The 22,763-nt window shown below is 73.5% G+C and carries 22 protein-coding genes; 12 read left to right on the forward strand and 10 right to left on the reverse strand.

The window, feature by feature from the left end; genetic code table 11:
- The first annotated feature begins 171 nt into the window (after positions 1-171).
- The 7 genes from ACZ6ZN_RS05475 to ACZ6ZN_RS05505 all read left to right on the forward strand — a co-directional run bounded on the left by ACZ6ZN_RS05475 (position 172) and on the right by ACZ6ZN_RS05505 (position 6,656).
- Positions 172-840, forward strand: coding sequence for a DUF6230 family protein (locus ACZ6ZN_RS05475; RefSeq protein ID WP_398109686.1), 669 nt, complete (start codon positions 172-174; stop codon positions 838-840).
- Entirely contained in the window at positions 840-1,292 is a 453-nt protein-coding gene (locus tag ACZ6ZN_RS05480) for a DUF6114 domain-containing protein (RefSeq protein WP_469643232.1), read from the forward strand. The genes ACZ6ZN_RS05475 and ACZ6ZN_RS05480 overlap by 1 nt, the downstream gene beginning before the upstream one ends.
- Positions 1,293-1,635: 343 nt before the next feature.
- Positions 1,636-2,637, forward strand: coding sequence for a substrate-binding domain-containing protein (locus ACZ6ZN_RS05485; RefSeq protein WP_451879416.1), 1,002 nt, complete (start codon positions 1,636-1,638; stop codon positions 2,635-2,637).
- Between the two features lie 178 nt (positions 2,638-2,815).
- Positions 2,816-5,281, forward strand: a complete 2,466-nt coding sequence (locus tag ACZ6ZN_RS05490; protein ID WP_469643235.1) for a sensor histidine kinase — start codon at positions 2,816-2,818, stop codon at positions 5,279-5,281.
- Positions 5,282-5,295: 14 nt separating this feature from the next.
- Positions 5,296-5,727, forward strand: coding sequence for a roadblock/LC7 domain-containing protein (locus ACZ6ZN_RS05495; protein ID WP_333934841.1), 432 nt, complete (start codon positions 5,296-5,298; stop codon positions 5,725-5,727).
- Position 5,728: 1 nt separating this feature from the next.
- Positions 5,729-6,088 (forward strand): DUF742 domain-containing protein, encoded by a 360-nt coding sequence (locus tag ACZ6ZN_RS05500; protein WP_369195264.1) that lies wholly within the window; start codon positions 5,729-5,731, stop codon positions 6,086-6,088.
- Positions 6,075-6,656, forward strand: coding sequence for a GTP-binding protein (locus ACZ6ZN_RS05505; RefSeq protein WP_398109691.1), 582 nt, complete (start codon positions 6,075-6,077; stop codon positions 6,654-6,656). The genes ACZ6ZN_RS05500 and ACZ6ZN_RS05505 overlap by 14 nt, the downstream gene beginning before the upstream one ends.
- A gap of 67 nt (positions 6,657-6,723) precedes the next feature.
- Here ACZ6ZN_RS05505 and ACZ6ZN_RS05510 read toward each other — a convergent pair whose 3' ends face one another.
- From ACZ6ZN_RS05510 to ACZ6ZN_RS05535, 6 genes are all read right to left on the reverse strand, one after another.
- Positions 6,724-7,677: an ABC transporter substrate-binding protein gene (locus tag ACZ6ZN_RS05510; protein ID WP_469643239.1), complete on the reverse strand. Its 954-nt coding sequence runs from the start codon at positions 7,675-7,677 to the stop codon at positions 6,724-6,726.
- Between the two features lie 78 nt (positions 7,678-7,755).
- Complete coding sequence (locus ACZ6ZN_RS05515) at positions 7,756-8,421, reverse strand: ABC transporter permease (RefSeq protein ID WP_398109693.1); 666 nt, start codon at positions 8,419-8,421, stop codon at positions 7,756-7,758.
- Positions 8,418-9,125, reverse strand: coding sequence for an ABC transporter permease (locus ACZ6ZN_RS05520; RefSeq protein WP_469643242.1), 708 nt, complete (start codon positions 9,123-9,125; stop codon positions 8,418-8,420). The genes ACZ6ZN_RS05515 and ACZ6ZN_RS05520 overlap by 4 nt, the downstream gene beginning before the upstream one ends.
- A complete protein-coding gene (locus ACZ6ZN_RS05525) occupies positions 9,122-10,237 on the reverse strand; it encodes an ABC transporter ATP-binding protein (protein WP_469643245.1) in 1,116 nt (371 codons plus the stop codon). The genes ACZ6ZN_RS05520 and ACZ6ZN_RS05525 overlap by 4 nt, the downstream gene beginning before the upstream one ends.
- A gap of 83 nt (positions 10,238-10,320) precedes the next feature.
- Positions 10,321-11,778, reverse strand: coding sequence for a sensor histidine kinase (locus ACZ6ZN_RS05530; RefSeq protein ID WP_469643248.1), 1,458 nt, complete (start codon positions 11,776-11,778; stop codon positions 10,321-10,323).
- On the reverse strand, positions 11,775-12,473 hold the full coding sequence (locus ACZ6ZN_RS05535; protein WP_451879422.1) for a response regulator transcription factor: 699 nt from the start codon (positions 12,471-12,473) through the stop codon (positions 11,775-11,777). Before ACZ6ZN_RS05535 ends, ACZ6ZN_RS05530 begins: the two co-directional genes overlap by 4 nt.
- A gap of 207 nt (positions 12,474-12,680) precedes the next feature.
- Between ACZ6ZN_RS05535 and ACZ6ZN_RS05540 the strand changes: the two genes are divergently transcribed.
- From ACZ6ZN_RS05540 to ACZ6ZN_RS05555, 4 genes are read left to right on the forward strand one after another with little or no spacing between them, the layout of a single operon-like run.
- A complete protein-coding gene (locus ACZ6ZN_RS05540; protein WP_469643974.1) occupies positions 12,681-13,967 on the forward strand; it encodes a ferredoxin reductase family protein in 1,287 nt (428 codons plus the stop codon).
- A gap of 13 nt (positions 13,968-13,980) precedes the next feature.
- Positions 13,981-14,385 (forward strand): FMN-binding protein, encoded by a 405-nt coding sequence (locus tag ACZ6ZN_RS05545; RefSeq protein WP_469643251.1) that lies wholly within the window; start codon positions 13,981-13,983, stop codon positions 14,383-14,385.
- A 3-nt stretch (positions 14,386-14,388) separates the two neighbouring features.
- A complete protein-coding gene (locus ACZ6ZN_RS05550; RefSeq protein ID WP_469643253.1) occupies positions 14,389-15,198 on the forward strand; it encodes an FAD:protein FMN transferase in 810 nt (269 codons plus the stop codon).
- Positions 15,199-15,225: 27 nt separating this feature from the next.
- Positions 15,226-18,135: a type 1 periplasmic-binding domain-containing protein gene (locus tag ACZ6ZN_RS05555; RefSeq protein ID WP_469643256.1), complete on the forward strand. Its 2,910-nt coding sequence runs from the start codon at positions 15,226-15,228 to the stop codon at positions 18,133-18,135.
- 11 nt (positions 18,136-18,146) lie between these two features.
- Here ACZ6ZN_RS05555 and msrB read toward each other — a convergent pair whose 3' ends face one another.
- The 4 genes from msrB to ACZ6ZN_RS05575 form a co-directional block, all read right to left on the reverse strand.
- On the reverse strand, positions 18,147-18,554 hold the full coding sequence (msrB, locus tag ACZ6ZN_RS05560; protein ID WP_398109701.1) for a peptide-methionine (R)-S-oxide reductase MsrB: 408 nt from the start codon (positions 18,552-18,554) through the stop codon (positions 18,147-18,149).
- A gap of 20 nt (positions 18,555-18,574) precedes the next feature.
- Positions 18,575-19,960, reverse strand: a complete 1,386-nt coding sequence (gene murC, locus ACZ6ZN_RS05565) for a UDP-N-acetylmuramate--L-alanine ligase (protein ID WP_451879426.1) — start codon at positions 19,958-19,960, stop codon at positions 18,575-18,577.
- 96 nt (positions 19,961-20,056) lie between these two features.
- Complete coding sequence (locus tag ACZ6ZN_RS05570) at positions 20,057-20,530, reverse strand: indole-3-glycerol phosphate synthase (protein ID WP_398109703.1); 474 nt, start codon at positions 20,528-20,530, stop codon at positions 20,057-20,059.
- A 245-nt stretch (positions 20,531-20,775) separates the two neighbouring features.
- Entirely contained in the window at positions 20,776-21,588 is an 813-nt protein-coding gene (locus tag ACZ6ZN_RS05575; protein WP_398109704.1) for a pyrimidine reductase family protein, read from the reverse strand.
- A gap of 37 nt (positions 21,589-21,625) precedes the next feature.
- Here ACZ6ZN_RS05575 and zapE point away from each other — a divergent pair, with 37 nt between their 5' ends.
- Positions 21,626-22,723, forward strand: a complete 1,098-nt coding sequence (gene zapE / locus ACZ6ZN_RS05580) for a cell division protein ZapE (protein ID WP_469643260.1) — start codon at positions 21,626-21,628, stop codon at positions 22,721-22,723.
- Positions 22,724-22,763 lie beyond the last annotated feature (40 nt).

A 22,763-nucleotide genomic window follows, 5' to 3' on the forward strand; every position in this document is an offset into this window, starting at 1 on the left:
CTTGACCCTTCATGTAACCGCCGGTAACTTCCTGGTCGGCTACTGCGGCGTAACGGGAAAGCCCTTGCGACGGCCGGACGTCGCGAGGAGACGTGCGCACGCGGTCGGTGTCCGCGCCAGGACAGCGCGCCAACGACGTCCGATCCGCACCGACATGCACCTGGAGCTGACATGACCACCTCCTCCACCGAGCACCTCCCCGAGAGACCGGACGGCTCCGCCGCCCCGGGCGACGCCCCCGCGCGGCGCGGAAGGGTCCGGGCGCGCCGAGCCGCGGTCATGGCGGTGCCGGCCACCCTGGCCGCCGCGACCCTCGCCGTCCTCACCGCGCAGGGCGCGCTGGGTGTGCAGTTCGCCATCTCCGGCATGCCGTTCACCGTCACCGCGACCGAACTGAACGGCACCGGCTTCGCGCAGTTCGGCGGCCTGGACGAGATGGCCGAGGACAGCCCGAACGCGGGCGACACCGGCGGCCAGGTCCTGGTCATCACGTCGGTGATCAAGAACGCGACCCTCACCAAGCTGTGCCAGAGCGTCGACCTCGGAGGCACCAACCTGGTCATCCGGGCCGGCGGCGGCGCCCAGAAGGTCACCGCGAGCGATCTGACGACCGACTCGACGGAGCTGTCGGGCGACGCGGCCTTCAACAACATCGAGATCGGCAACGACGCCAGCACCCTGGACAAGGCGGGGCCGCAGGGCCGCGGCCCCAAGGGCGTGTTCAGCCAGCAGTCCGACACCGTGCACATCGCGAATCTGCGCCAGACCAACTACGCCACCACGGCAGGGGTGTTCAAACTCCCCGGCCTGAAGCTGGGCTTCAGCGGGTCGGGCTGCTGATGCCGGGCGCCCCGCGCGACGGGCTCCGGCCCGCCTTCCGCCGGTGGCGGGCCGGCCGCCCCTTCTGGGGCGGGCTGCTGCTCGCCCTCGGCGGGGCCGAGATCCTGCTCACCCTCAAGGCGTCGCTGGACGTCGTCCTGCACGTCGGCATGCAGGGGCTGGCCGGCTACCTGCTGCCGGTGGTGATGCTGCTGTGCGGCGTGCTCGTGCTCGGCAACCCCGCACAGCGGCTGTTCTACTCGGTCATCGGCGTGCTGGTCTCGCTGGGCAGCTGGGTGACGTCCAACCTGGGCGGCTTCTTCGTCGGGCTGCTGCTGGGCGTCGTCGGCAGCTGCCTCACCTTCGGCTGGCTCCCCGACCAGGAGCCCCGGATCAGCCGCCGCAGGCGCCGGAGGGAGGCCAGGGCCGCGAAGTCCGCCGTGACCGGCACGATCCCCGCGCAGCGGGCCTGACCTGCTACGGCCCCGGCCTGCCCCGGCCCCGGCCCGCCCTGGGGGCGGTACGGGCCTCCTGCCCTGAGGGGGAACCGGCCCCACCACCCCGGCCCGGGCGAGACGGGCCGGGGCCGCGGCATGCCCGCGCGCGCCCCGCGGCCGGGACGACTGTTCGGCCGGTCGGACAGATCATCACGATGCGGCAGCATCAACTCACGGCTCGTGGCTGCTCACTTGACGACCAGTGGTCACACAGGGTTGGCTCCGGCCAGCGAGAGTCGTCCGGCCGGTGTCCACCCCGCGGCCCCCGTGCGCACTCTCCACCTGCTCTTGCTCGGCCGCACAGCGAGGTCCGCCCCTCATGAACACTCCTCCCCCGCCGCACACCCCGGCCGGACACGTCCGGGCCGCGGCCCTGGCGTCCGTCGTGTGCCTGCTGCTGTCCGCCTGTTCGGCCCTGGGCGACGACGGGAACGGTGCGGACCCGGCGGGCCCCGGGGGCGGGATGCGGGTGGCCCTGGTCACGCACGGCGGGGAGGGCGACGCCTTCTGGGACCTGGTGCGCAAGGGCGCCGAGGCGGCGGCCGCCAAGGACGGCATCGACCTCACCTACGCCGGGGACGCCGACCCGGCCGCCCAGGCCGAACTGGTGCACGACGCCGTCCGCGACAAGGTCGACGGCATCGCCGTCACCCTGGCCAAACCCGCGGCGATGCGCGGCCCGGTCGCCCGGGCGAAGGCCGCCGGCATCCCCGTCGTCGGGCTCAACTCCGGTATCGACGCCTGGCGTCCGGCGGGGCTCCTGGAGTACTTCGGCCAGGACGAGTCGGTCGCCGGCCGGGCCGTGGGCGACAAGCTGGACGGCCTCGACGCCGAACACGCCCTGTGCGTGGTGCACGAGCGGGGCAACGTCGCGCTGGAGGCCCGCTGCGCCGGTGTGAAGAAGACGTTCGGCGGCGAGACCGACAACCTGTACGTGGACGGCACCGACCGGGACGCCGTGACCGCCGCCATCGCCGCCCGGCTGCGACAGGACCCCGGCATCGACCAGGTCGTCACCAACGGCGCCCAGTACGCGCTCGGCGCGGTCGAGGCCACGCGGCAGGCGCGCAGCAAGGCGAAGGTGGCCACCTTCGACCTCGACAAGGACCTCGTCAAGGCCGTCCGCGGCGGCGAGGTGCAGTTCGCCGTCGACCAGCAGCCGTATCTTCAGGGCTATCTCGCGGTGGACGCCCTGTGGCTGTACCGCACCAACGGCAACGTCAGCGGCGGCGGCACCGCTCCGGTCCTCACCGGCCCGGCCTTCGTGACGAAGTCCAACGTCTCGGCCGTGGCACGGTTCGCCGCCGCCGGGACCCGGTGACCGGACGCCTCCGTGACGCCCGAGTTCCGCCCGCGCGGGGTCCGCGCGTCCGCCCGGGCGGATAGCATCCTGCGCATCCCGCGTGCGGTGCCCGGACCCCCACCGCGCCCCGTCCCCGCCCTCCCCGACCGCTCCCCCGCCCAGCCCCCCGCCTCCCGCTGATCGCCCTAGGACGACGATGTCTCGACGGACAGGTGCCCGGCGCCACCTCGGCTCCATACGCATCTCCCTGGTGCTCCTGGCCCTGGTGCCGAGCGTCACCCTCGCCGCGATGTGGGGCGTGACGACCATCCAGATGTTCTCGGAGGGGCGCACGCTGCGCGAGCAGACCGAGCTGAGCCGGTCGACCGGCGCGATGGGCACCCACGCGACCCTGGCACTGCAGCGGGAGCGCAGCATGTCGGCCGCCTGGCTGGCGTCGCCCACGGGCTCCCGGGCCGCCCTGGAGGCACAGCGCGAGGAGACCGACGAGGCGGTCGGCCGGCTGGTCGCGCAGGCGGACGCCATCGGCGAGGCGCCCGCCCGCATCTCCGAGCGGCTGTACTCGGTGCTGGGCTCGGTCGGCAGTCTGGAGTACTACCGGGACCAGGTGGACGACCCCACCGACATCACCCCCCAGCAGGCGCTGGACCAGTACTCCTCGATCGTCGACGACCAGATCCACGCCTTCCAGGCGCTGTCCCAGGTGGACGACGGCGACCTCACCTCGCAGGCCGGGCCGCTGGTGGGGCTCGAGCACGCGGCGGAGCTCGTGTCGCGGGAGGACGCGCAGCTCACCCTGGCGTGGCCGTCCGGGCACATGGACGACGAGGCGTGGTCCCGGTTCACCGAGCTGGTCCACACCCGGCGCTGGCTGGTGCAGGACCAGGTGCTGCCGCAGCTGACCGGCAGCGCCAAGGCGCAGACCGAGCGGATCATGGCGGGGCCGCACTGGCGGGCCCTGGAGTCGGTCGAGGACCGCGTGCTGGCGGCCCGCAACTCCTCCGCCGCGCGCGACCGGATCGCCCTGCCCGACGAGCGGCAGCGGTGGGACGCCGCCATGGACCGGCTGTCCGAGCAGTACGCGTCCCTCATCGAGCAGCAGACGACGGGCCTGCTCCAGCGCAGCGCCGACCGGGCGGACGCGCTGCTGCTCAAGGCCGCGCTGCTCAGCGCCGGCGGGCTGATCGCCATGCTGCTGTGCGTCGGCATGTCCTGGCGGATCACCCGCTCGCTGTCGCGGCGGCTGCGCGGCCTGCGCCGGGCCGCCGTCAGCCTCGCGCAGGAACGGCTGCCCGACGTGGTCGCCCGGCTGGAGCGGGGCGAGACGGTGGACGTGGAGTCGGCGACGCCTGCGCTGGACTACGGCCACGACGAACTCGGCCAGGTGGCGCGGGCGTTCCACACCGCCCAGCGCACGGCCGTGCACACGGCGGTCGAACTGGCCGACACCCGGCGGGGCTTCCAGAAGGTCATCCTGGGCATCGCCCGGCAGAGCCAGAACCTGGTCAACCTCCAGCTGAGCAAGCTCGACACCCTGGAACGCCGGCACACCGACCCCGAGATCCTCCAGGGTCTGTACGAACTGGACTCCACCGCGAGCCAGTTGCGCCGCTACGAGGAGAACCTCGTCATCGTCAGCGGTGAACGGCCGGGCCGCAGCTGGACCGAGCCCGTGGCGCTGATCGACATCCTGCGCAGCGCGATCGGCGAGGTCGCCGAGTACCAGCGGGTGGAGGTGCACACCGAGGAGGAGGTGTGCGTGGCGCCGCCCGCGGTGGCCGACGTCATCCATCTGCTGGCCGAGCTCATCGACAACGCGACCGCCTACTCCCCCGCCCCGAGCCCGGTCACGGTCCGGGCCGCCATGGTGGCCAAGGGACTGGCCGTGGAGGTCGAGGACCGCGGGCTCGGCATGTCGGAGGAGGACTACGCCTCCTTCAACGAACAGCTGGCGGTGCCGCCGCAGTTCGACGTCGTCGCGCTCGCCGACGACCTGCGCCTGGGCATGTTCGTCATCGCCCAGCTGGCCCACCGGCACGGCATCACCGTCACCCTGCGCTCCTCGCCGTACGGCGGCACCACGGGCATCGTGCTGGTCCCGCACGAGATCGTGGTGCGCGGGACGGACGGCGACGACGCGCCCGTGGCCGGGCCGGCCGGGAGCGCGGCCGGTGCGCAGGGCCCGGCGGAGCGGCCCGGCGCCGACGGCGCGGGTGACGCCCCCGCGGACGACGCGGCCCCCGCGGCCGGCGGCGGGACGGACGCGGAGCGGCCCGCGGCGGCACGGCAGGCCGACCGCCCCGCCGGTCCCGCACGGGCGCGGGAGCCCCGGCCCCTCGTCGCGGCCCGCACGGCGCCGTCCGTGGCGTCCGCCGCCCGCGAGGTCGTCCCCCGCACCGACGGTCTCGCACCGCTGCCCCGCCGCGTGCCCCAGACCAGCCTGGTGGAGGAGCTGCGCGAGGACGCCGCGCCCGCCCCCGGGGACGACTCCCCCGACGACTTCACCGCCGAGGCGGCCGCCTCCTCCCTGGCCGGCTTCCAGCGCGGCACCCTCCGCGCCCGGGACGGCGGCGACGAGCCGCCGTCCGCCGGGGAGGAGGCCGCACCACCCCGGCAGGCCGCCCCCGGCCCCGTTCCCTCGACTCCGCCCGCCGACCGCTGACGAAGGACACCGCAATGACACGCCCCATCCCCGCCACGCACACCCAGCTCGACCAGCTGCTGACCGGACTCGTGGAGCGGGTCGCCGACGTGAACCAGGCCGTGGTGCTCTCCGAGGACGGCCTGGTGGTCAGCAAGTCCACCGGTTTCCTGCGCGACGACGCCGAACGGCTCGCGGCGACCGCGTCGGGGCTGATGAGCCTCAGCAAGGGCGTCAGCATGGACTTCCGGGGCGGCCCGGTGCGCCAGGCGCTGATCGAGATGGCCAACAGCTACCTGATCCTGACCTCCGCCGGGCCCGGCGCCCACCTGGTGGTCCTGACGGGCCCCGGCGCCGACGTGGGTGTGGTGGCCTACCAGATGAACATGCTGGTGAAGAAGATCGGCGAGCACCTCAGTGCGGCACCGCGCGGCACCGCCGGGCCCGCGACCGATCCCGGCGTGTGAGGTGGGCGAGGGCGATCCGGCGGGCCGGCTGGTCAGACCGTTCACCCTGACCGGTGGCCGGACGCGGCCCAGCCGCGGCGACTTCACGCTCATCTCGACGGTCACCGCGGTCGATCCCCCGCCGGCCGCGGCGGTCCGCTGCCAGCCCGAGCACCTGAGGATCCTCCGGCTGTGCGCCGAGCCGGTCGCCGTGGCCGAGATCGCGGCCCGGCTGGACCTGCCGGTGAGCGTGGTCGTGATCCTGCTCTGCGACCTGCTGGAGGCGGGCCGGATCACCGTCCGCCCGCCGCGGCTCGTCACCCGCACCACACCGGACCTGGACCTGCTGCAGAAAGTGAGGGACGGCCTTGGCCGGCTCTGACGTCGTCACCGACGCCTCCGCACCCGACACGGTCAAGATCCTCATCGCCGGGGGCTTCGGCGTCGGCAAGACGACCCTGGTCGGATCGGTCAGCGAGATCGCCCCGCTGCGCACCGAGGAACCCCTGACCATGGCCGGTCTCGGGGTCGACGACCTGGACGGCATCGAGGAGAAGCGGGCCACCACGGTGGCCCTGGACTTCGGCCGCATCACCATCAGCCGGGACCTGGTGCTGTACCTGTTCGGCACGCCGGGCCAGCAGCGCTTCTGGTTCATGTGGAACGACCTGGCCCTCGGCGCGCTCGGCGCCGTGGTGCTGGTCGACGTCCGCCGCCCGGAGTCGAGTTTCGCCGCGATCGACTTCTTCGAGCGCCGGGGCATCCCGTTCGTCGTCGCCGTCAACGGCTTCTTCGGCGAACATCCCTATCCGCCCGAGGACATCCGGGAGGCCCTCGCGCTGCCGGAGCACGTGCAGGTGCTGCTGTGCGACGCGCGGGACAGGGAGTCGTGCCGGGACGTGCTGATCGCCCTGATCGACCAGCTGATCGCGTCGGCGGTGCGGGCGTAGGGCTGCTCGCCGCCGGTGGTGGGCACCCCGGGCGGTCCGCGCCGCCCGGGTGCTCACGTACGGTCCGTCAGCTCAGCCCCGCCGACTTCAGCCACGCCTTCGCGACGTCGAGCGGGTCCTTCTTCTCCAGCTGGACCTGGGCGTCGAGGTCCCGGAGCGTCTCGGTGTCCAGCTTCGCGGAGACCGCGTCGAGCACGTCGGCGCCCTCCTTCGGCAGTCCGCTCCGGTTGACCAGCGGCGTCACGTTCGCGAAGCCGAAGAGGTTCTCCGGGTCCTTCAGGACGACGAACTTCTCCTTCACGATGGCCGGGTCCGTGGTGAAGACGTCGGCCGCCTGGACGGTGTTGCGGGTCAGTGCCGCCTGGGTGAGCGGGCCGCCCGCGTCGAGCGCCTTGAAGGACTTGAACTCCAGCCCGTACTCGGACTTCAGGCCCTTCAGGCCCTGGTGCCGGGTCTGGAACTCGGGCGAGCCGCCGATCACCAGCTCGAGGGCCGCGTCCTTGAGGTCGGCAAGGGTGGAGGAGGAGGTCAGCCGGTACTTCTTCGCCGTCTCGGCGTTCACGGTGACCGAGTCCTTGTCCTCGGCCGGCGAGGACTTCAGCAGCGTCAGCTTCTTGTCCAGCTTGGCCTTGACGGCCTCGTTCACGGCGTCCGCCGACTTCTGCTCGGCCTTGGGGTCGAGGTAGGCGAGCAGCGAGCCGTTGTACTCGGGGAGCACGGTGACGGAGCCGTTCTTCATCAGCCCGTAGGTGGTCTCGCGGCTGCCGATGTTGTGCTTGTACTCGACCTTGATGCCCTTGGCCTTGAGCGCCTCGCCGTAGAGGTCGGCGAGCAGGGTGGACTCGGCGAAGTTGTTGGAGCCGACGACGACGGTGCCCTTCTCGGCCTTCTCGCCCGCCAGCGGGTCGTCGGAGGTGTCACCGGACGAACAGCCGGCGAGCAGTGCCGCCGCGGCGAGCGCGACGGCCGCCGCACCGGTGTTCCTCGTCCTGGACCTGCTGTTGCGCACGGTGGAAGTCATCCGTCGATCCAATCCAGCGGCCTCACGATGAGTCAAGGTCGCCCTTGTCACGGTTTTCCTACGAAATCGGTGGGGAATTCAGCGCCTGCGCACACCGGGCGACACGGCCAGGCGGCCCGCCGCCCAGAAGAGCGCCAGCGTGACGAGGGCCAGGACGGCGACCAGCGTGGCGCCGCCGACCACCTTCTCGTAGTCGCGCTGGTAGAGCCCGTCGACGATGTACCGGCCGAGGCCGCCGAGGCTGACGTACGCGGCGATGGTGGCGGTGGAGACGATCTGGATGGCCGCGGAGCGCAGGCCGCTCAGGATCAGCGGCAGGGCGACGGGCAGTTCGACCTGGAACAGGATCCGCGACTCCCGCATGCCCATCCCGCGGGCGGCGTCCACGGGGGACGGGTCGACGGTGCGCACCGCCTCGTAGGTGGTCACCAGGATCGGCGGGACGGCCAGCACGACCAGCGGGATCATCACCGGCAGCAGACCGAAGCCCATCACGATGACGATGAGCACCAGCAGGCCGAAGCTGGGCAGCGCGCGGGCCGCGGTGGCGATGAGGGCCAGGGCGTTGCCGCCGCGTCCGGTGTGCCCGGTCAGCAGTCCGACGGGCAGGCCGATGGCGGCGGCGAGGGCGAGGGCGAGCAGCGAGTACTGGACGTGTTCGAGCAGGCGCTGGGGGATGCCGTCGTAGCCGTGCCAGTGGGCGCTGTCGCCGAAGAAGGCCTGGACGAAGGTGAGGACGTTCACCGGGCGGCCTCCTGTGCGGCCGGGACGGCCGCCCCGCGGGTGCCCGCCGCACGGCGGTCGCGCCGGGCGTTCGGCATCCAGGGGGTGAGCAGGACGCGCAGCAGGACCAGCAGCGCGTCGCACAGGATGGCCAGGACGGCCGTGGTGAGCACGGAGTTGACGGCCAGCTCGGGGCGGTCGTACTTCTGCGCGTCGGCGAGCAGGTTGCCGAGGGCGCCCTGGTTGCCGATGAGGGTGCCCACGCTGACCAGGGAGATGCTGGAGACGGTGGCGACCCGGAGCCCGGCGACGATGGCGGGCACGGCGATCGGCAACTGCACCTGCGCGTAGCGGCGTACGGGACCGAAGCCCATGGCGGTGGCGGCGGCCAGCGTCTCCTGCGGGACCGAGCGGACCCCGTCGACGATGGCCGGGACGAGCACCACGAGGCTGTAGACGGCCAGCGGGATCATCACGGTCAGTTCGGTCTGGCCGGTGTAGTCGATGAGGACGACGAAGAAGGCCAGGGACGGCACCGCGTAGAGGACGGTGGTGACGCCGAGGACGGGCGGGTACAGCCAGCGGAAGCGGACGCAGAGCTGGGCGAGCGGCAGGGCCAGCAGCAGGCCGGCGAGGACCGGCAGCAGGGCTTCGCGCAGGTGCAGCCCGACCAGGCCGAGCCAGCTGTGCTGGAGGTCGCTGGGGATGTCGAAGAAGCCGTTCACGAGGCGACCTCGGCCACCTCGGCGGCGTGGGCGCTGCGGATGGCCTCGCCGATGGTCTGCTGCGAGACCACCCCGGTCACGCGCCCGGTGCCGTCCACGGCGACGGCGTGGCCGGCCGGGGAGAGCACCGCGCAGTCGAGGGCGACGCGCAGCGAGTCGGTGCCGGGCAGGAACGGCCGCCCGGGCGGGAGGAGCCGGTCGGCCCGGATGTCACCGGCCGTCAGATCGCGCCGCTCGCCCCAGCCGAGGGGGCGACCGTCGGCGTCGGTGACCAGGAGCCAGGGGGCGTCGGGGGCGGTGATCTGCGCGGCGGTGGCGTCGAGCGGGATCACCGGGCCGGTGCTCAGCGTGAGGTGCGCGGAGGGGAAGAACGACAGGCGCCGGATGCCGCGGTCGGCGCCGAGGAAGTCCTCGACGAAGGCGTCGGCGGGGTTCGACAGCAGCTCGGCGGGCGGTGCGTACTGGGCGAGGCGGCCGCCCTCGCGCAGCACGGCGACCGTCGTGCCGAGTTTGATCGCCTCGTCGATGTCATGGGTGACGAAGACGATGGTCTTGCCCAACTCGTCCTGGAGTCGGAGCAGTTCGTCCTGGAGTCCCTTGCGGACCACCGGGTCGACGGCCGAGAACGGCTCGTCCATCAGCAGGACGGGCGGGTCGGCGGCCAGCGCCCGGGCCACGCCCACGCGCTGCTGCTGACCGCCGGAGAGCTGGTACGGGTAGCGCCCGGCGAGGGCGGGGTCGAGACCCACGCGCTCCATGAGTTCACCGGCCCGTGCCCGGGCCTTCTGCTTGCCCCAGCCGAGCATGCGCGGCACGGTCGCGATGTTGTCGGCGATCGTGCGGTGCTGGAAGAGGCCGGCGTTCTGGATGACGTACCCCATGGACCGGCGCAGGGCGGTGACGGGGCGGCGCTGGATGTCCTCGCCGTCGAGGAGGATCGTTCCCTCGCTCGGTTCGACCATCCTGTTGATCATGCGCAGGGTGGTGGTCTTGCCGCAGCCGGACGGTCCGACGAGGACGGTGATCGAGCGGTCGGGTATCTCCAGGGACAGGCGGTCGACGGCCACCGTGCCGTCGGGGTACCGCTTGGTGACTGATTCCATCCGTATCAAGACGCCGGGGCCCTTCGGGTTGGCGGACGCTGCTGGCCGTGGTCGTGCGGGCTGTTGTCCGGTGCGAGTCTAGAGGGCGCACGTCACGGGGTTGCGGGGGCCGCTTCCCGCACCGGCAGGCGGACGGTGAACACCGTCGCCCCGGGCTCGCTCGTGACCTCGATCCGGCCGCCGTGGGCGCGCACCAGGGAGCGGGCGACCGCGAGGCCGAGGCCGCTGCCGCCGCGGTCGCGGCTGCGGGCCTTGTCGACGCGGTAGAAGCGGTCGAAGACCCGGGCCCGGTCCTCCGGCGGGATGCCCGGGCCGGTGTCGGCGACCCGTACCTCGGCCGCGCCGGGCACGAGGCGCACCTCCACCGACACCCGCGTCCCCGCCGGGGTGTGCACGGCGGCGTTGGCCAGCAGGTTGTCCAGCACCTGGCGGATGCGCAGCGGGTCCATCCGCAGCCGTACCGGGCCCGGCCCGGCCGACACGGTCAGCGGGTGGCCGGGGCGGCCGGCGCGGAAGGCCTCGGCGGCCTGGCCCACCAGGTCGGTCAGGTCGGCGTCCTCCAGGCGCAGGGGCGTGTCCACCTCGGCCGCGTCCAGCCGGGCGAGCAGCAGCAGGTCGTCGAGCAGGACGCCCATGCGGGCCGCCTCGGCGCGCAGCCGGGCCAGGTGCCGGTCGCGTTCGGCGGGGGCGTTGGCGGCCGCGTACTGGAAGAGGTCGGCGTAGCCGCGCACCGACATCAGCGGGGTGCGCAGTTCGTGCGAGGCGTCGGCGACGAACCGGCGCAGCCGCTGCTCGGCCTCGGCGCGCACGGCGAGGGAGTCGTCGATGTGCTCCAGCATCGTGTTGAAGGCGGTGCGCAGTTCGTCCACCTCCGGCCCGCCGTCGCGGCCGTCGGCGCGCAGCGGCAGCCGGGCCGCCGACTCGGTCAGGTCGTGCGAGGCGATGCCGTGCGCGGTGGTCGCCATGTCGCTGAGCGGCTTCAGGCCCCGGCGCAGCATGCGGCGGCCGAGGACGACCAGGGCGAGCAGCGCGAGGGCGAAGGTGACGACCTGGATGGTGATCAGCTGCCCGACGGTGTCCTGGATCTCGTCCATGGGGGCGGCGCTGACCAGGACGACGCCGGGCTCGACCTCGCAGGCGCGCAGCCGGTAGGTGCCGGCGCCCTTCAGGTGCTCGGTGCGCAGCAGTTCGGTGTGGGCGGCGGTCTGCGCCGAGGCCAGGGCGGTGAAGTCGTCGACGTCCTGCGGCAGGTCGACCGGGTCCTCGGGCCGCCGCAGCGCGGGCCTGCCGTCCGACACGTCGTACACGGCGTAGAACCAGCTGTAGTACTTCTTGCCGGTGAGGGTGCCGTGGTCGGCGATGCTCTTGGACTGGGCGATCTGCGCCTGGGCGAGCTGGGTGTCGAGCTGGGCCGACAGGTAGTCGCGCATGTACGTGGTCAAGGCGGTGCCGACGACGGCGAAGACGACCAGGGACAGGGCGCCCAGGCCCAGGGCGAGCCGGGTGCCCAGGCGCATCCTGCGGTAGGTCCGCCTGAGCCGTGCGCTCACTCGGCGGCCTGCCGCAGCACGTAGCCGAAGCCGCGCACGGTGTGGATCAGCGGGGCGGCGCCGTCGCCGGACTCGTCGAGCTTGCGGCGCAGCCGGCTGACGACCAGTTCGACGACGTTGGAGCGGCCGCCGAAGCCGTACTCCCAGACGTGGTCGAGGATCTGCGCCTTGGTGAGCACGGTCGGGGACTTGCGCAGCAGGTAGCGCAGCACCTCGTACTCGGTCGGGGTCAGCGACAGCAGCCTCGGGCCGCGCCGCACCTCGCGGGTGTCCTCGTCCATCGTCAGGTCGCCGACGCGCAGCACGGACCGCTGGAAGGACGGCCCGGCACTGCGCCGCAGCACGGTCCGCAGCCGGGCCATCAGCTCCTCCACCGCGAACGGCTTGACGAGGTAGTCGTCGCCGCCGCGGGTCAGGCCCGCGACCCGGTCGGCGACGCCGTCGCGGGCGGTGAGGAACACCACCGGCACCATCGTGCCGGAGGCCCGCAGCCGGTCCAGGACGCCGAAGCCGTCCACGCCGGGCAGCATCAGGTCGAGCACCACGATGTCGGGGTGGAACTCGGCGGCCCGCCGCAGCGCGTCCTCGCCGGTGTACGCGGTGACCGCCTCCCAGCCCTCGTAGCGGGCGACGGTCGCGACGAGGTCGGCGATCGGCGGGTCGTCGTCGACGACGAGAAGTCGTACTTTCTCCACGCCCCCATACTGCGGCACGGTTCCGGGACCGCCACAGCCGCCCGGCGCCCGCCCCCGGGATCGATAACCACTTGAAAGACGGGCGACAGCTTCCCGACAGCTCCCCCGCGCCAAGCTCGGTGTACCCAGGACCCGATCAAGGAGCTGCCGACGGTGACCACCCTCCGACAACCCCCCGTGGCGGCCCGGCCGGTGATCCGCCCCCGCGTGGTGGGACGCGCCGGCCTGTACGCGGTGCTGCTGGCCAACGCCGTCGCGGTGGCGGTGTTCTTCGTCCAGGCCGGATTCGCCTCGAACGCGCTGCTCGTGCTGGGCCGGCTGACCGGCCTGTACGCGTCCCTGCTCATGGCGTTCCAGCTGCTGCTGGTGGCCCGGCTGCCCTGGTTCGACCGGCGGATCGGCATGGACCGGCTGACGTCCTGGCACCGCTGGACGGGCTTCACGGTGCTGTGGCTGCTGCTCGCGCACGCGGTGTTCGTCGTCCTCGGCTACGCCGCGTCCTCGTCCCTGGACCCGGTGAACCAGCTGGTGGACCTCGCCGAGACGGTCGAGGGCGTGCTGCGGGCGATCGTCGCGCTGGCGCTGCTCCTGGTGGTCGGCGCGGTCTCGGCCCGGTACGCCCGGCGCCGGCTGGCCTACGAGACCTGGCACTTCGTCCACCTGTACACCTACGTCGCGGTGGTGCTGGCGTTCACCCACCAGGTCGCGGCGGGGACGACGTTCGCCTCGTCCCCGGCGGCGACGGCGTACTGGTACGCCCTGTGGGGCGCGGCTCTGGCCTCCGTGGGTGCGGGCCGCCTCGTGCTGCCGGTGTGGCGCAACCTGCGGCACCGGCTGCGCGTGACGGCCGTCGTCCCCGAGAACGACGACGTGGTGTCGGTCTACGTCACCGGCCGTGATCTGGACCGGCTGCCCGCGCGGGCCGGGCAGTTCTTCCTGTGGCGGTTCCTGACCCGGGACCGCTGGTGGCAGGCGAACCCGTTCTCCCTGTCCGCCGCGCCGGACGGCCGCACGCTCCGGCTGACCGTGAAGCGGGCCGGCCGGGGCAGCGCGGCCCTGCGGCACCTCCGGCCGGGCACGCGCGTCTTCGCCGAGGGCCCCTACGGCGCGTTCACCACCCTGCACCGCACCCGCCCGGACGCGGTGCTGATCGCCGGGGGCGTGGGGGTGACGCCGATCCGGGCCCTGCTGGAGGAGCTGGACGGGCACGCGGTGGTGATCTACCGGGTCGCCACGGACCGGGACGCGGTCCTGCGCGGCGAACTGAGCGAGCTGGCGCGGGCCCGGGGCGCCGAGCTGCATGTGGTGACCGGCCCGCCGGTGCCCGACCGGCTGGCGCCCGGCGAACTGGCCCGGCTGGCACCGGACATCGCCGACCGGGACGTCTACCTCTGCGGCCCGCCCCCGATGACGACCGCGGTGCTCGGCTCCCTGCGCGCGCTGGGCGTGCCCCGGCCGCAGATCCACTTCGAACGCTTCAGCCTGGCCGGATGACGAGGAGACCGTCGTGAAACGAGCCGTGCCCGTCCTCGTCCTCAGCGTCGCGGGCCTGATCCCCGTCTGGCGCTACACCCCGTCGCCGGGCACCGGTTCGCCGCCGGCCGCCGCCCAGGCCCCGGCGTCCACGCCCTCGGTGTCCTCATCGGGCGGCGGGGCCACGGTCGTCGCCGGTCCCACGGTGGACACCGAGAAGGGGCCGGTGCAGGTGGAGGTGACCTTCGAGGGCGACGCGATCGCCTCGGTGCGGATGCTGCGGCAGCCGGACCACCCGCAGACGACGGCCGCGGTGCCGCGGCTGATCGAGGAGACGCTGCGGGAGCAGAGCGCCGACGTCGACGCGGTGTCCGGGGCGACGGTCACCAGCGACGGCTACCGGGAGTCGCTCCAGGCCGCCCTCGACGCGAGGGGCTGACCCGTGCGGCGCGTGGAGCACGTCATGGGGTTCCCGGTGTCGGTCCGTGTCGACGACCCGGGGTTCCCCGCGGGCCCGGTGGAGGAGCTGTTCGCGTGGCTGCGCGAGACGGACGCGCGGTTCAGCCCGTTCCGGCCGGACAGCGAGGTGTCCCGGCTGGACCGGGGCGAACTCCGCGTGGTCAGCCCGGCGTTGCGGGAGGTGCTGGACCTGTGCGAGGAGTACCGGCTGGCCACCGGGGGCGCCTTCGACGCCCGGCTGCCGGGGCGGGGTCTCGACCCGTGCGCCGTGGTGAAGGGCTGGTCGGTGCAGCGCGGAGCGGAGGTGCTGCGCGCCGCCGGCGCCCGCCGCTTCTGCCTCAACGCGGGCGGTGACGTCGTCGTCGCCGGCGGTCCCTGGCGCGTCGGCGTGCGCCATCCCGAGGACGCCGGCCTGCTGTGCGCGGTCGTGGACCTCACCGACGGCGCGATAGCGACCTCCGCGCGCTACGAACGCGGGGACCACATCCTCGACGGGCGCACCGGCCGTCCGGCGACCGGGCTGCTCGCCGTGACCGTCGCGGCCCCGACCCTGACCGAGGCCGACGCGGTGGCGACGGCGGCGTTCGCGCTCGGGGCCGAGGGCGCCCGGTGGGCGGCGTCCCGGGAGCAGTGCGAGGTGTTCGCGGTCGAGGAGGGCGGACGGGTGCTGCGCAGCCCGGGCTTCCCGGTGGCGGACACCGGGGTGCCGGTCCGACGGTCCGCGCGGCACGCCCGGGAAGCGGAGTCGGTCCGTCACCCACTCGCACCCCATCCGCAGCGGTTAACCTCGTAACTCACCGAAGGTGAACGGGGGTTGCCCATGGTGAACAGCGACCGCACGCCGCCGGTCTGTCCCGGAGGGCACGACGGGACGCCGGACACCGGTGCCGGCGTCCACCTCCAGAACCAGCTCGAGATCCTCATCCAGGACTTCCGCACGAGCACCGAGCCGCCCATGCCGGTCTTCGTCGTCCACGCGCAGGACGCCGCCGACGACGAGGCGGTGGCCGCGCTGGTGCGGCAGCTGCACACGGGCCAGGGGGCGCACGGCACGCGCTGCGCGGTCGCGCAGGACGCCTACGAGGGCGGCACGGAGGTGCGCCGGGCCGCGGCCATGGTGCGCGCGCTGAGCGACCCGAAGAAATGGGGCGGCCCGAAGTCGGTCTACCGGCGCTACGCCTTCCCGCGGCTGCGGCTGGTGCACGCCGTCGAGGACGCGGTCACCGCGCTCGGCGACCAGTGGCCGGCGCCCGCCCCGGACAGCCCGGGGGCCGGCCAGGACCAGCGGCAGCTGCTGCTCGACCAGCTGGCCGAGCAGCGCTGGCGGCCGCGGAACACCGCGCGCTGGCGCTCGGGCCTGCCCCTGGTCGACATGGCGCACATCTTCCCGGCCAGCCTGGTCACCGTGCTCGCCGCGCTCCTGGCGCGCAGCGAGTGGTACGTCGCCGTCGGTGCCGGTCTGGTGTTCCTGCTGCTGCTGACCGTCCTCAACTACGTGCTGCCCGGCCGGGCGCCGATCTTCCTGTGGCTGCGCCGGGAGAGCCGCTGGTTCATGACGACGACCTTCCTCAGGGCGGCGGACCAGGACCAGCCCACCGAGGCCTCGCTGCTGCGACCGGTGCGCTCCTGGAAGGCGATCGCCGCCCGGGCCCACGGTGTGGCCGAGGCGCTGAAGTCGGGCGGCGACTTCCACCTCCAGCTGTGCGTGCTGGCGCTGCGGGAGGACCTGCGCGACAACCACCGCAGGTGGAGCTGGGACCTGCGCGGCTTCAAACGGCCGCGTCCGCCGGTGCTGTTCCTGCCGCGGGCGGACGACCGCAACGGCGGCATCGAGCTGATCCGCGCGATCAGCGACGTGCGCAGCCGGCGCAGTGAACTGGACCCGCTGCTCGTGGTCGCCGCCGTGCGCGCGGACGACGTGCCCCGGCTGGAGCGCAGCGTGGTCCGCACACCGCCCGCGCCGGCCGCCGAGCCGCCCAAGTTCGGCGACCGGCTGCGCACCTGGTACCGGGAGTGGGCGCACAATCTGCGGGCCGAGCAGTCGCCCAGCCGGGAGCGGTCCGTGCTGCCCTGGGTGATGAAGATCCCGCTGCCGCACGACCAGCTCGGCCCCGTCGAGGAGGGCCGCCCCCACCGGCGGGCCTCGGCCCGCCCGACGTTCGCCCGGCTGGTGTGGGCGCTGCACACCCTGGTCCTGGTGGTCGCCCTGCTGACCGCGGGCACCGTGATGCGGGCCGACGCCCTGCACGACCGGTACTGCTCGGCGTCGGTGCTGACCGCCAACCGGGACACCAGACGCGCCCAGACCCCCGGCGGGTCCGCGGAGTGCATCGGCATCGCCACGGGTGACGTCCGCTTCGCCGACTGGCTGCCCGCCCCCGTCTCCGGGGACGACGACGCCGCCCTCACCGCCGGCGGCGGCCGCCCGTGGACGGTGGCCGAACTGGAGGACCGCATAGCCCGGCAGAACGCCGGTGTGCTGGCCCGCCACGGCGGCGCGTACGTCACCGTCGTCTACGCCGGGCCGCTCAGCGCCGACACCGACTCCGGGTCCTCCCTCGTGAAGGGCGCCGAGGAACTGGCCGGGGTGTACCTGGCGCAGGCGGTGGTGAACGAGAACTCCAGCGTCAAGCTGCGGGTGCTGATCGCCAACGGCGGGCTGGACCTGGGCCACCAGGAGGAGATGGCCGAGGCGATCGCCGCGTACGCCGCGCACGACCCCACCGTGGTGGGGGTGGTGGGCACCGGCCGGGACCTGAAGTCCAGCCGGGCGACGACACAGACCCTGATGCGGGCCGGGCTTCCGGTGGTCTCCGGCACCAACTCCGCGACGTATCTGCCGCGCGAGTTCGCCAACTGGTTCAGCCTGGCCGCCACCGACGAGTGGCAGACCCGGCAACTCGGCCTGATAGCAGCACAGTTGCGCACTCCGGACCGGCGGCAGTACGCCCTGGTCCTCGCCCGGGACACGACCCGCACCGACGACCTGTACACCGACGAGCAGGCCCGCTACGGCCGGCGCATGCTCCAGCGGCAGGGCTTCACCCTGCACCCGGAGCGCCGCTACAACCTCAGCGGCGGCAAGCCGGAACTGCGCTCGCACGCGCAGGAGATCTGCCGGAGCGGCCGGGTGCCGTCGGTCATCTACTTCGCGGGCCGGGTGGAGGACGTCGACCCGCTGATGACGCAGCTGGGCACCGAACCGGGCTGTGCGGGCAAGCCGCTGGCGATCCTGACCGGCGACGACCTGTCCAAGGCGGACTTCGCGGGCGGCGGCCAGTCCGTCGCGCCGGACGTCACGCTCTACCACGCGGCCCTGGCCGAACTGGAGCAGGCCGCCACCAGGACGGCCTTCTACCTGGACGCGGCCGAGCACCTGCCCGGCCTGCGGGGCCACCGGCTGCGCCACGACAGTCCCGCCCTGGCCAGTGGCCAGACCGCCCTCGCCCACGACGCGACCCGTGCCCTGTTCTGGGCGGCCACCCGGGGCGACCGGCCGCAGAGCCGCGCCTCGACCTGGGTGAACCTGCGCAGCGTCAAGATCGAGGGCATGGCGACCGGCACCATCGACTTCACCGGCGCCGCGCTGTACGGCGACCGCACCGGGCACAGCATCGTCCTGAAGGCGGTGCGCCGCGCGGACGACGGCACCACCGACACCGTCGTGCTGTGCCGGCGCACCGCCGGGGACACCCGGCGCCTCACCGAGCGGGAGTGCCGGCTGCGGTGAGGCGCCCGGGCTCAGCCCTCCTGAGGCTCCAGCCGCAGCGCGATGCTGTTGATGCAGTACCGCTGGTCGGTGGGCGTGGGGTAGCCCTCGCCCTCGAAGACGTGCCCGAGGTGCGAGCCACAGCGCGCGCACCGCACCTCGGTGCGCACCATGCCGTGCGAGCGGTCCGCGATCAGCTCCACGGCGTCGGTGTCCTTCGGGTCGAAGAAGGACGGCCATCCGCAGTGCGACTCGAACTTGGTGTCCGAGGTGAACAGCTCCGCACCGCAGGCGCGGCAGGAGTAGACGCCCCGGGTCTTGGTGTCGGTGTACTCACCGGTGAAGGCGGGCTCGGTGGCCGCCTGCCGCAGTACCGCGTACTCGCCCGGGGACAGTTCCGCGCGCCACTGCTCGTCCGGCTTCTGAACGTCGTACGGCATGAGCCTCCAGCCCCTCGGTTCTACAGACGGTCCAGGATCAGCGGGCCGAGGTCGGTGACGTCGCCCGCTCCCATGGTGAGAACGAGATCACCGGGCTTCGCCATTCCCGCGACGACCGAGGGGACGTCGGCCTTGTCGTGCAGCGGCGTCACGTCGGCGCCCGCCGCCCGGGCCGCCTCGATGATCAGCTCGCTGGTCACCCCGGGGATCGGGTCCTCGCGGGCCGGGTAGATGTCCAGCACCACGGAGGCGTCCGCGAGGGCCAGCGACTGCCCCATCTCCTTGCCGAGCTCCTGGGTGCGGGAGAACAGGTGGGGCTGGAAGACGACCAGGATCCGGGCGTCGCCCGCCGCGGCGCGCATCGCCTCCAGGTCGGCCGTCATCTCGGTGGGGTGGTGCGCGTAGGAGTCGATGACCTGCACGCCCCCGGCCTCGCCCTTGAGCTGCAAGCGGCGCTTGACCCCGGTGTACGCGGCGATCGCCCCGGCCAGGCCGGCGGCCGGGATGCCCAGCGCCACGCCCGCGGCGAGGGCCGCGACCGCGTTGTGCGCGTAGTGCCGCCCGGGGACGGAGACGGTGAAGGTCAGCCGCTCGCCGTCCAGGTCGACGGTGACCTCGCTCTTCAGGCCCTGCGGCACGACGGACAGGATCCGCACCGCGGCGTCCTCGGACTCGCCGTAGGTCACCACCCGCACACCGCGGCCGGCGACCCGCCGGGTCAGCTCGCGGGCGCCCTCGTGGTCGGCGGCGATCACCAGGGTGCCGCCCTCGGTGATCCGGTCCACGAACGTCTCGAAGGAGGCGTAGATCTCGTCCATCGACGCGTAGTTGGCGTGGTGGTCGAGCTCGACGTTGAGGACGATCGCCACCTCGGGCGCGTACTTGTGGAAGCTGCGGTCCGACTCGTCGGCCTCGGCGACGAAGATCTCGCCCTCGCCGTGCAGCGCGTTCGAGCCGGGCGCGTCCAGGTCGCCGCCGATCGCGTACGAGGGCTTCAGGCCCAGCTCGCTCAGCGACACGGCCAGCATCGAGGTGGTGGTGGTCTTGCCGTGCGTGCCCGCGACGGCGATCGGCCGCAGCCCGTCCATCAGCGCGGCGAGCGCGTCGGAGCGGTGCACGACGGGAATGCCCAGCTCGGCGGCGCGGGCCAGCTCGGGGTTGTCCGGCCGGATCGCCGAGGACACGACCACGCAGCTGGCGTCGTCGGCCAGGTGCGCGGCGGCGTGCCCGATGTGCACGGTCACGCCGAGTGCCCGCAGCGCCTCGGCCGTGGCCGACTCCTTGGCATCGCTGCCCGCGACGACGGCCCCGCGCTGGGCGAGGATCTTCGCGATCCCCGACATGCCCGCACCACCGATGCCGATGAAGTGCGGTCGGTCCATGGCGGTGGGAAGGCCGGGTGCCATGCGGTTCTCCAAGTGCGGCGCGACGGTGTGGGCGGCCCCCACCCTATTTCAGCGGCGCCCGGGGCCGCGCCAACCCCGGACCCGGTGCCTTCGGGGCTACGCCTTGCTGTGCGAGAACAGCTTGAGCACGGGCACGCCGACCTTGTGCCGGGCGCGCGAGGCCCAGTCCCGGTGGAAGAACTCCTCCACGTAGTGCGGATCGGTGAGCACGATCACCTCGTCCGCCCCGACCTCGGCGACCAGGGACTTCAGGGCGTCCAGCGGATGGTCCTCGATCAGCCGGCCCTGGGCCCGGCTCCCGGAGGCGCGCAGCGCGGCGAGGGACACCTCCAGCGCCCGCTGCCCCACGCTCAGCGCCTCCTCGCCCTCCGGGGTCTCGCCCTCGCGCACGGCCTCGTCCAGTTCGCCGAGCGCCACGTCGTCGATGGCCCGCAGCAGCCGGTCCGCCTGCTCGCCGCGCGGCTGGAGGAGCACCTGGAAGGACACCTCCTCCTCGCCGTGCAAGGTCGTGACGAACTCCACGTCGGCGGACGTCAGGGCCTTCTCGATCATCAAAACGCTTGTGAACACCAGGCGCCCCTTCTGCTCCGGGGGCCTCGGGGCCCCACCTCCTGCGTGGGCCGCGGCGGGCCCTGCGGAAACCATCCTGCCCCGTGATCGCACGGGTACTGCCGGATTCAGTGTGCCCTGCGGAAACCGAACAGAACGGAACATTCCGCTCACACCCGGTCCGGCGGCGGCCCTCTGCGCCGCCCGCGGCCGGACCGGCGGCCGCACTCCCGGCCGCCGGCACCTTCTACCCCGGCTTCGGCGGTTCAGTGCGCCGGGAGCCTGCCGTACCGCGTGAAGAGGAAACCGTCCTCCTCCAGCATCGACAGCAGCGCAAAGCGGTGCGGGACGGTGACGGCCGGCCCGCCGGCGATGCGCTGCGCGTCGCCCGCGGTGAGCATCGGCGAGAGGGTCAGGCACAGTTCGTCGAGCACGCCCGCCGCCACCAGCTGGCCCAGCAGTCGCGGACCGCCCTCGGTGAGCAGCCGGGTGTGGCCGAGAGCGGCCAGCGCCCGCACGGCCCGGGCGGGGTCGACGCCGATGCCCTCCCCGGCGGTGACCACCCGGGCACCCGCCTTCTCCGCGGCGGCCACGCGGTCCTGCGGGGCCGCGGCGCCGGTGAGGACGAGTGTGGGCACCAGCGGGGAGGTGAACAGCGGCAGGGAGAAGTCGAGGTCGAGCCCGGCGGTGACGACCGCGATGGCCGGTGCGGGACCCTGGCCGGCCGCCTCCCGGGCGGCGGCGAAGTCGGCACGCGCGCGTGCGGGCCGGTACCCCTCCTGGCGCACCGTCTCCGCCCCGACGACCACGACGTCGGCCAGCGCCCGCAGCGTGCCGAAGATCCGCATGTCGGTCGCGCCGGAGATGGGCTGGGAGCGCCCGTCGTGCTGGGCGGCCCCGTCCAGCGTGGACACCATGTTGGCCCGCAGGTACGGCGCCGGCCCCTCGGGGCCCGGCTCGGGGTAGGCGTAGGCGGCGGCCAGTTCGGCCAGGCTCCACTCCCGTCCGCTTCCCCCGCCGGACGCGCCGCCGGGCGCCGGAGCTGCTGTTTCATCGGTCACAGGGAACAGACGTCGCATGCCGTGCAGTGTTCCACGCGCCGTAGCATGGTGAACCGTGTCCTCTTCCCCCGCCGCATCCGGAACCGGCCCCGTGACCGACCCGGCCCCGCTGTCGCTGTGCGCCCGTGAGCCGCACGTGCCCGCGGACCGCCTGGTCGCCGAGATGGTGCCGCCGCCCCGGTTCGACTCCGTGCGCTTCAGCACCTACATCCCGGACCCGAACCAGCCCAGCCAGACCGAGGCCGTCGAGGTCCTGGAGCGTTTCGCGGCCGGGCTCGGCGGCGGCTCCGCCCCGGGCAGGCGGCGCCTGTTCGGTTTCGGCAGGGCGGCCAGGCAGGCCCCCTCGGGCCCGCGCGGCGTCTACCTCGACGGCGGCTACGGCGTGGGCAAGACCCACCTGCTCGCCTCCCTGTGGCACGCCACCCCCGCGGAACCCTCGCTGAAGGCGTTCGGCACGTTCGTGGAGCTGACCAACCTGGTCGGCGCGCTCGGCTTCCAGCAGACGGTGCGGACCCTGTCCGGCCACCGCCTGCTGTGCATCGACGAGTTCGAGCTCGACGACCCGGGCGACACGGTGCTGGTGTCCACCCTGCTCGGCAAGCTCGTCGAGGCGGGGGTCGCGCTCGCGGCCACGTCCAACACGCTGCCCGGCAAGCTCGGCGAGGGCCGGTTCGCCGCCGCCGACTTCCTGCGCGAGATCCAGGGCCTGTCGGCGCACTTCCGCGCCCTGCGCATCGACGGCGAGGACTACCGCCACCGCGGGCTGCCCGAGGCGCCGCCGCCGTTCTCCGACGAGCAGGTGACCGCCACGGCGCACGCCATCGAGGGCGCCTCCCTCGACGCGTTCCCCGCCCTCCTGGAGCACCTGGCCCGTGTCCACCCCAGCCGTTACGGCGCCCTGACCGACGGGGTGAGGGCGGTCTGCCTCACCGGGGTGCAGCCCGTGCCGGACCAGTCGACGGCGCTCAGGCTCGTCGTCCTCGCGGACCGCCTCTACGACCGCGAGGTGCCCGTGCTGGCGTCGGGGCTGCCGTTCGACCGGCTCTTCAGCGAGGAGATGCTGAAGGGCGGCTACCGCAAGAAGTACTTCAGGGCCATATCCCGGCTCACCGCCCTCGCCCGTGACGCGGGCACCTTGGCCGACTCCGGGTGACCGTCGCCCCAACCGTGCAGCGAAAGCCGTGAGGTGGGCG

The organism is Streptomyces sp. NPDC053665, from assembly GCF_055585285.1.

Coding starts and splice junctions, on each gene's coding strand:
- ACZ6ZN_RS05480 (WP_469643232.1), top strand. CDS start 840: ATGCCGGGCGCCCCGCGCGACGGGCTCCGGCCCGCCTTCCGCCGGTGG.
- msrB (WP_398109701.1), bottom strand. CDS start 18,554: ATGCCGTACGACGTTCAGAAGCCGGACGAGCAGTGGCGCGCGGAACTG.
- ACZ6ZN_RS05475 (WP_398109686.1), top strand. CDS start 172: ATGACCACCTCCTCCACCGAGCACCTCCCCGAGAGACCGGACGGCTCC.
- ACZ6ZN_RS05490 (WP_469643235.1), top strand. CDS start 2,816: ATGTCTCGACGGACAGGTGCCCGGCGCCACCTCGGCTCCATACGCATC.
- ACZ6ZN_RS05555 (WP_469643256.1), top strand. CDS start 15,226: ATGGTGAACAGCGACCGCACGCCGCCGGTCTGTCCCGGAGGGCACGAC.
- ACZ6ZN_RS05495 (WP_333934841.1), top strand. CDS start 5,296: ATGACACGCCCCATCCCCGCCACGCACACCCAGCTCGACCAGCTGCTG.
- ACZ6ZN_RS05510 (WP_469643239.1), bottom strand. CDS start 7,677: ATGACTTCCACCGTGCGCAACAGCAGGTCCAGGACGAGGAACACCGGT.
- ACZ6ZN_RS05575 (WP_398109704.1), bottom strand. CDS start 21,588: ATGCGACGTCTGTTCCCTGTGACCGATGAAACAGCAGCTCCGGCGCCC.
- ACZ6ZN_RS05485 (WP_451879416.1), top strand. CDS start 1,636: ATGAACACTCCTCCCCCGCCGCACACCCCGGCCGGACACGTCCGGGCC.
- murC (WP_451879426.1), bottom strand. CDS start 19,960: ATGGCACCCGGCCTTCCCACCGCCATGGACCGACCGCACTTCATCGGC.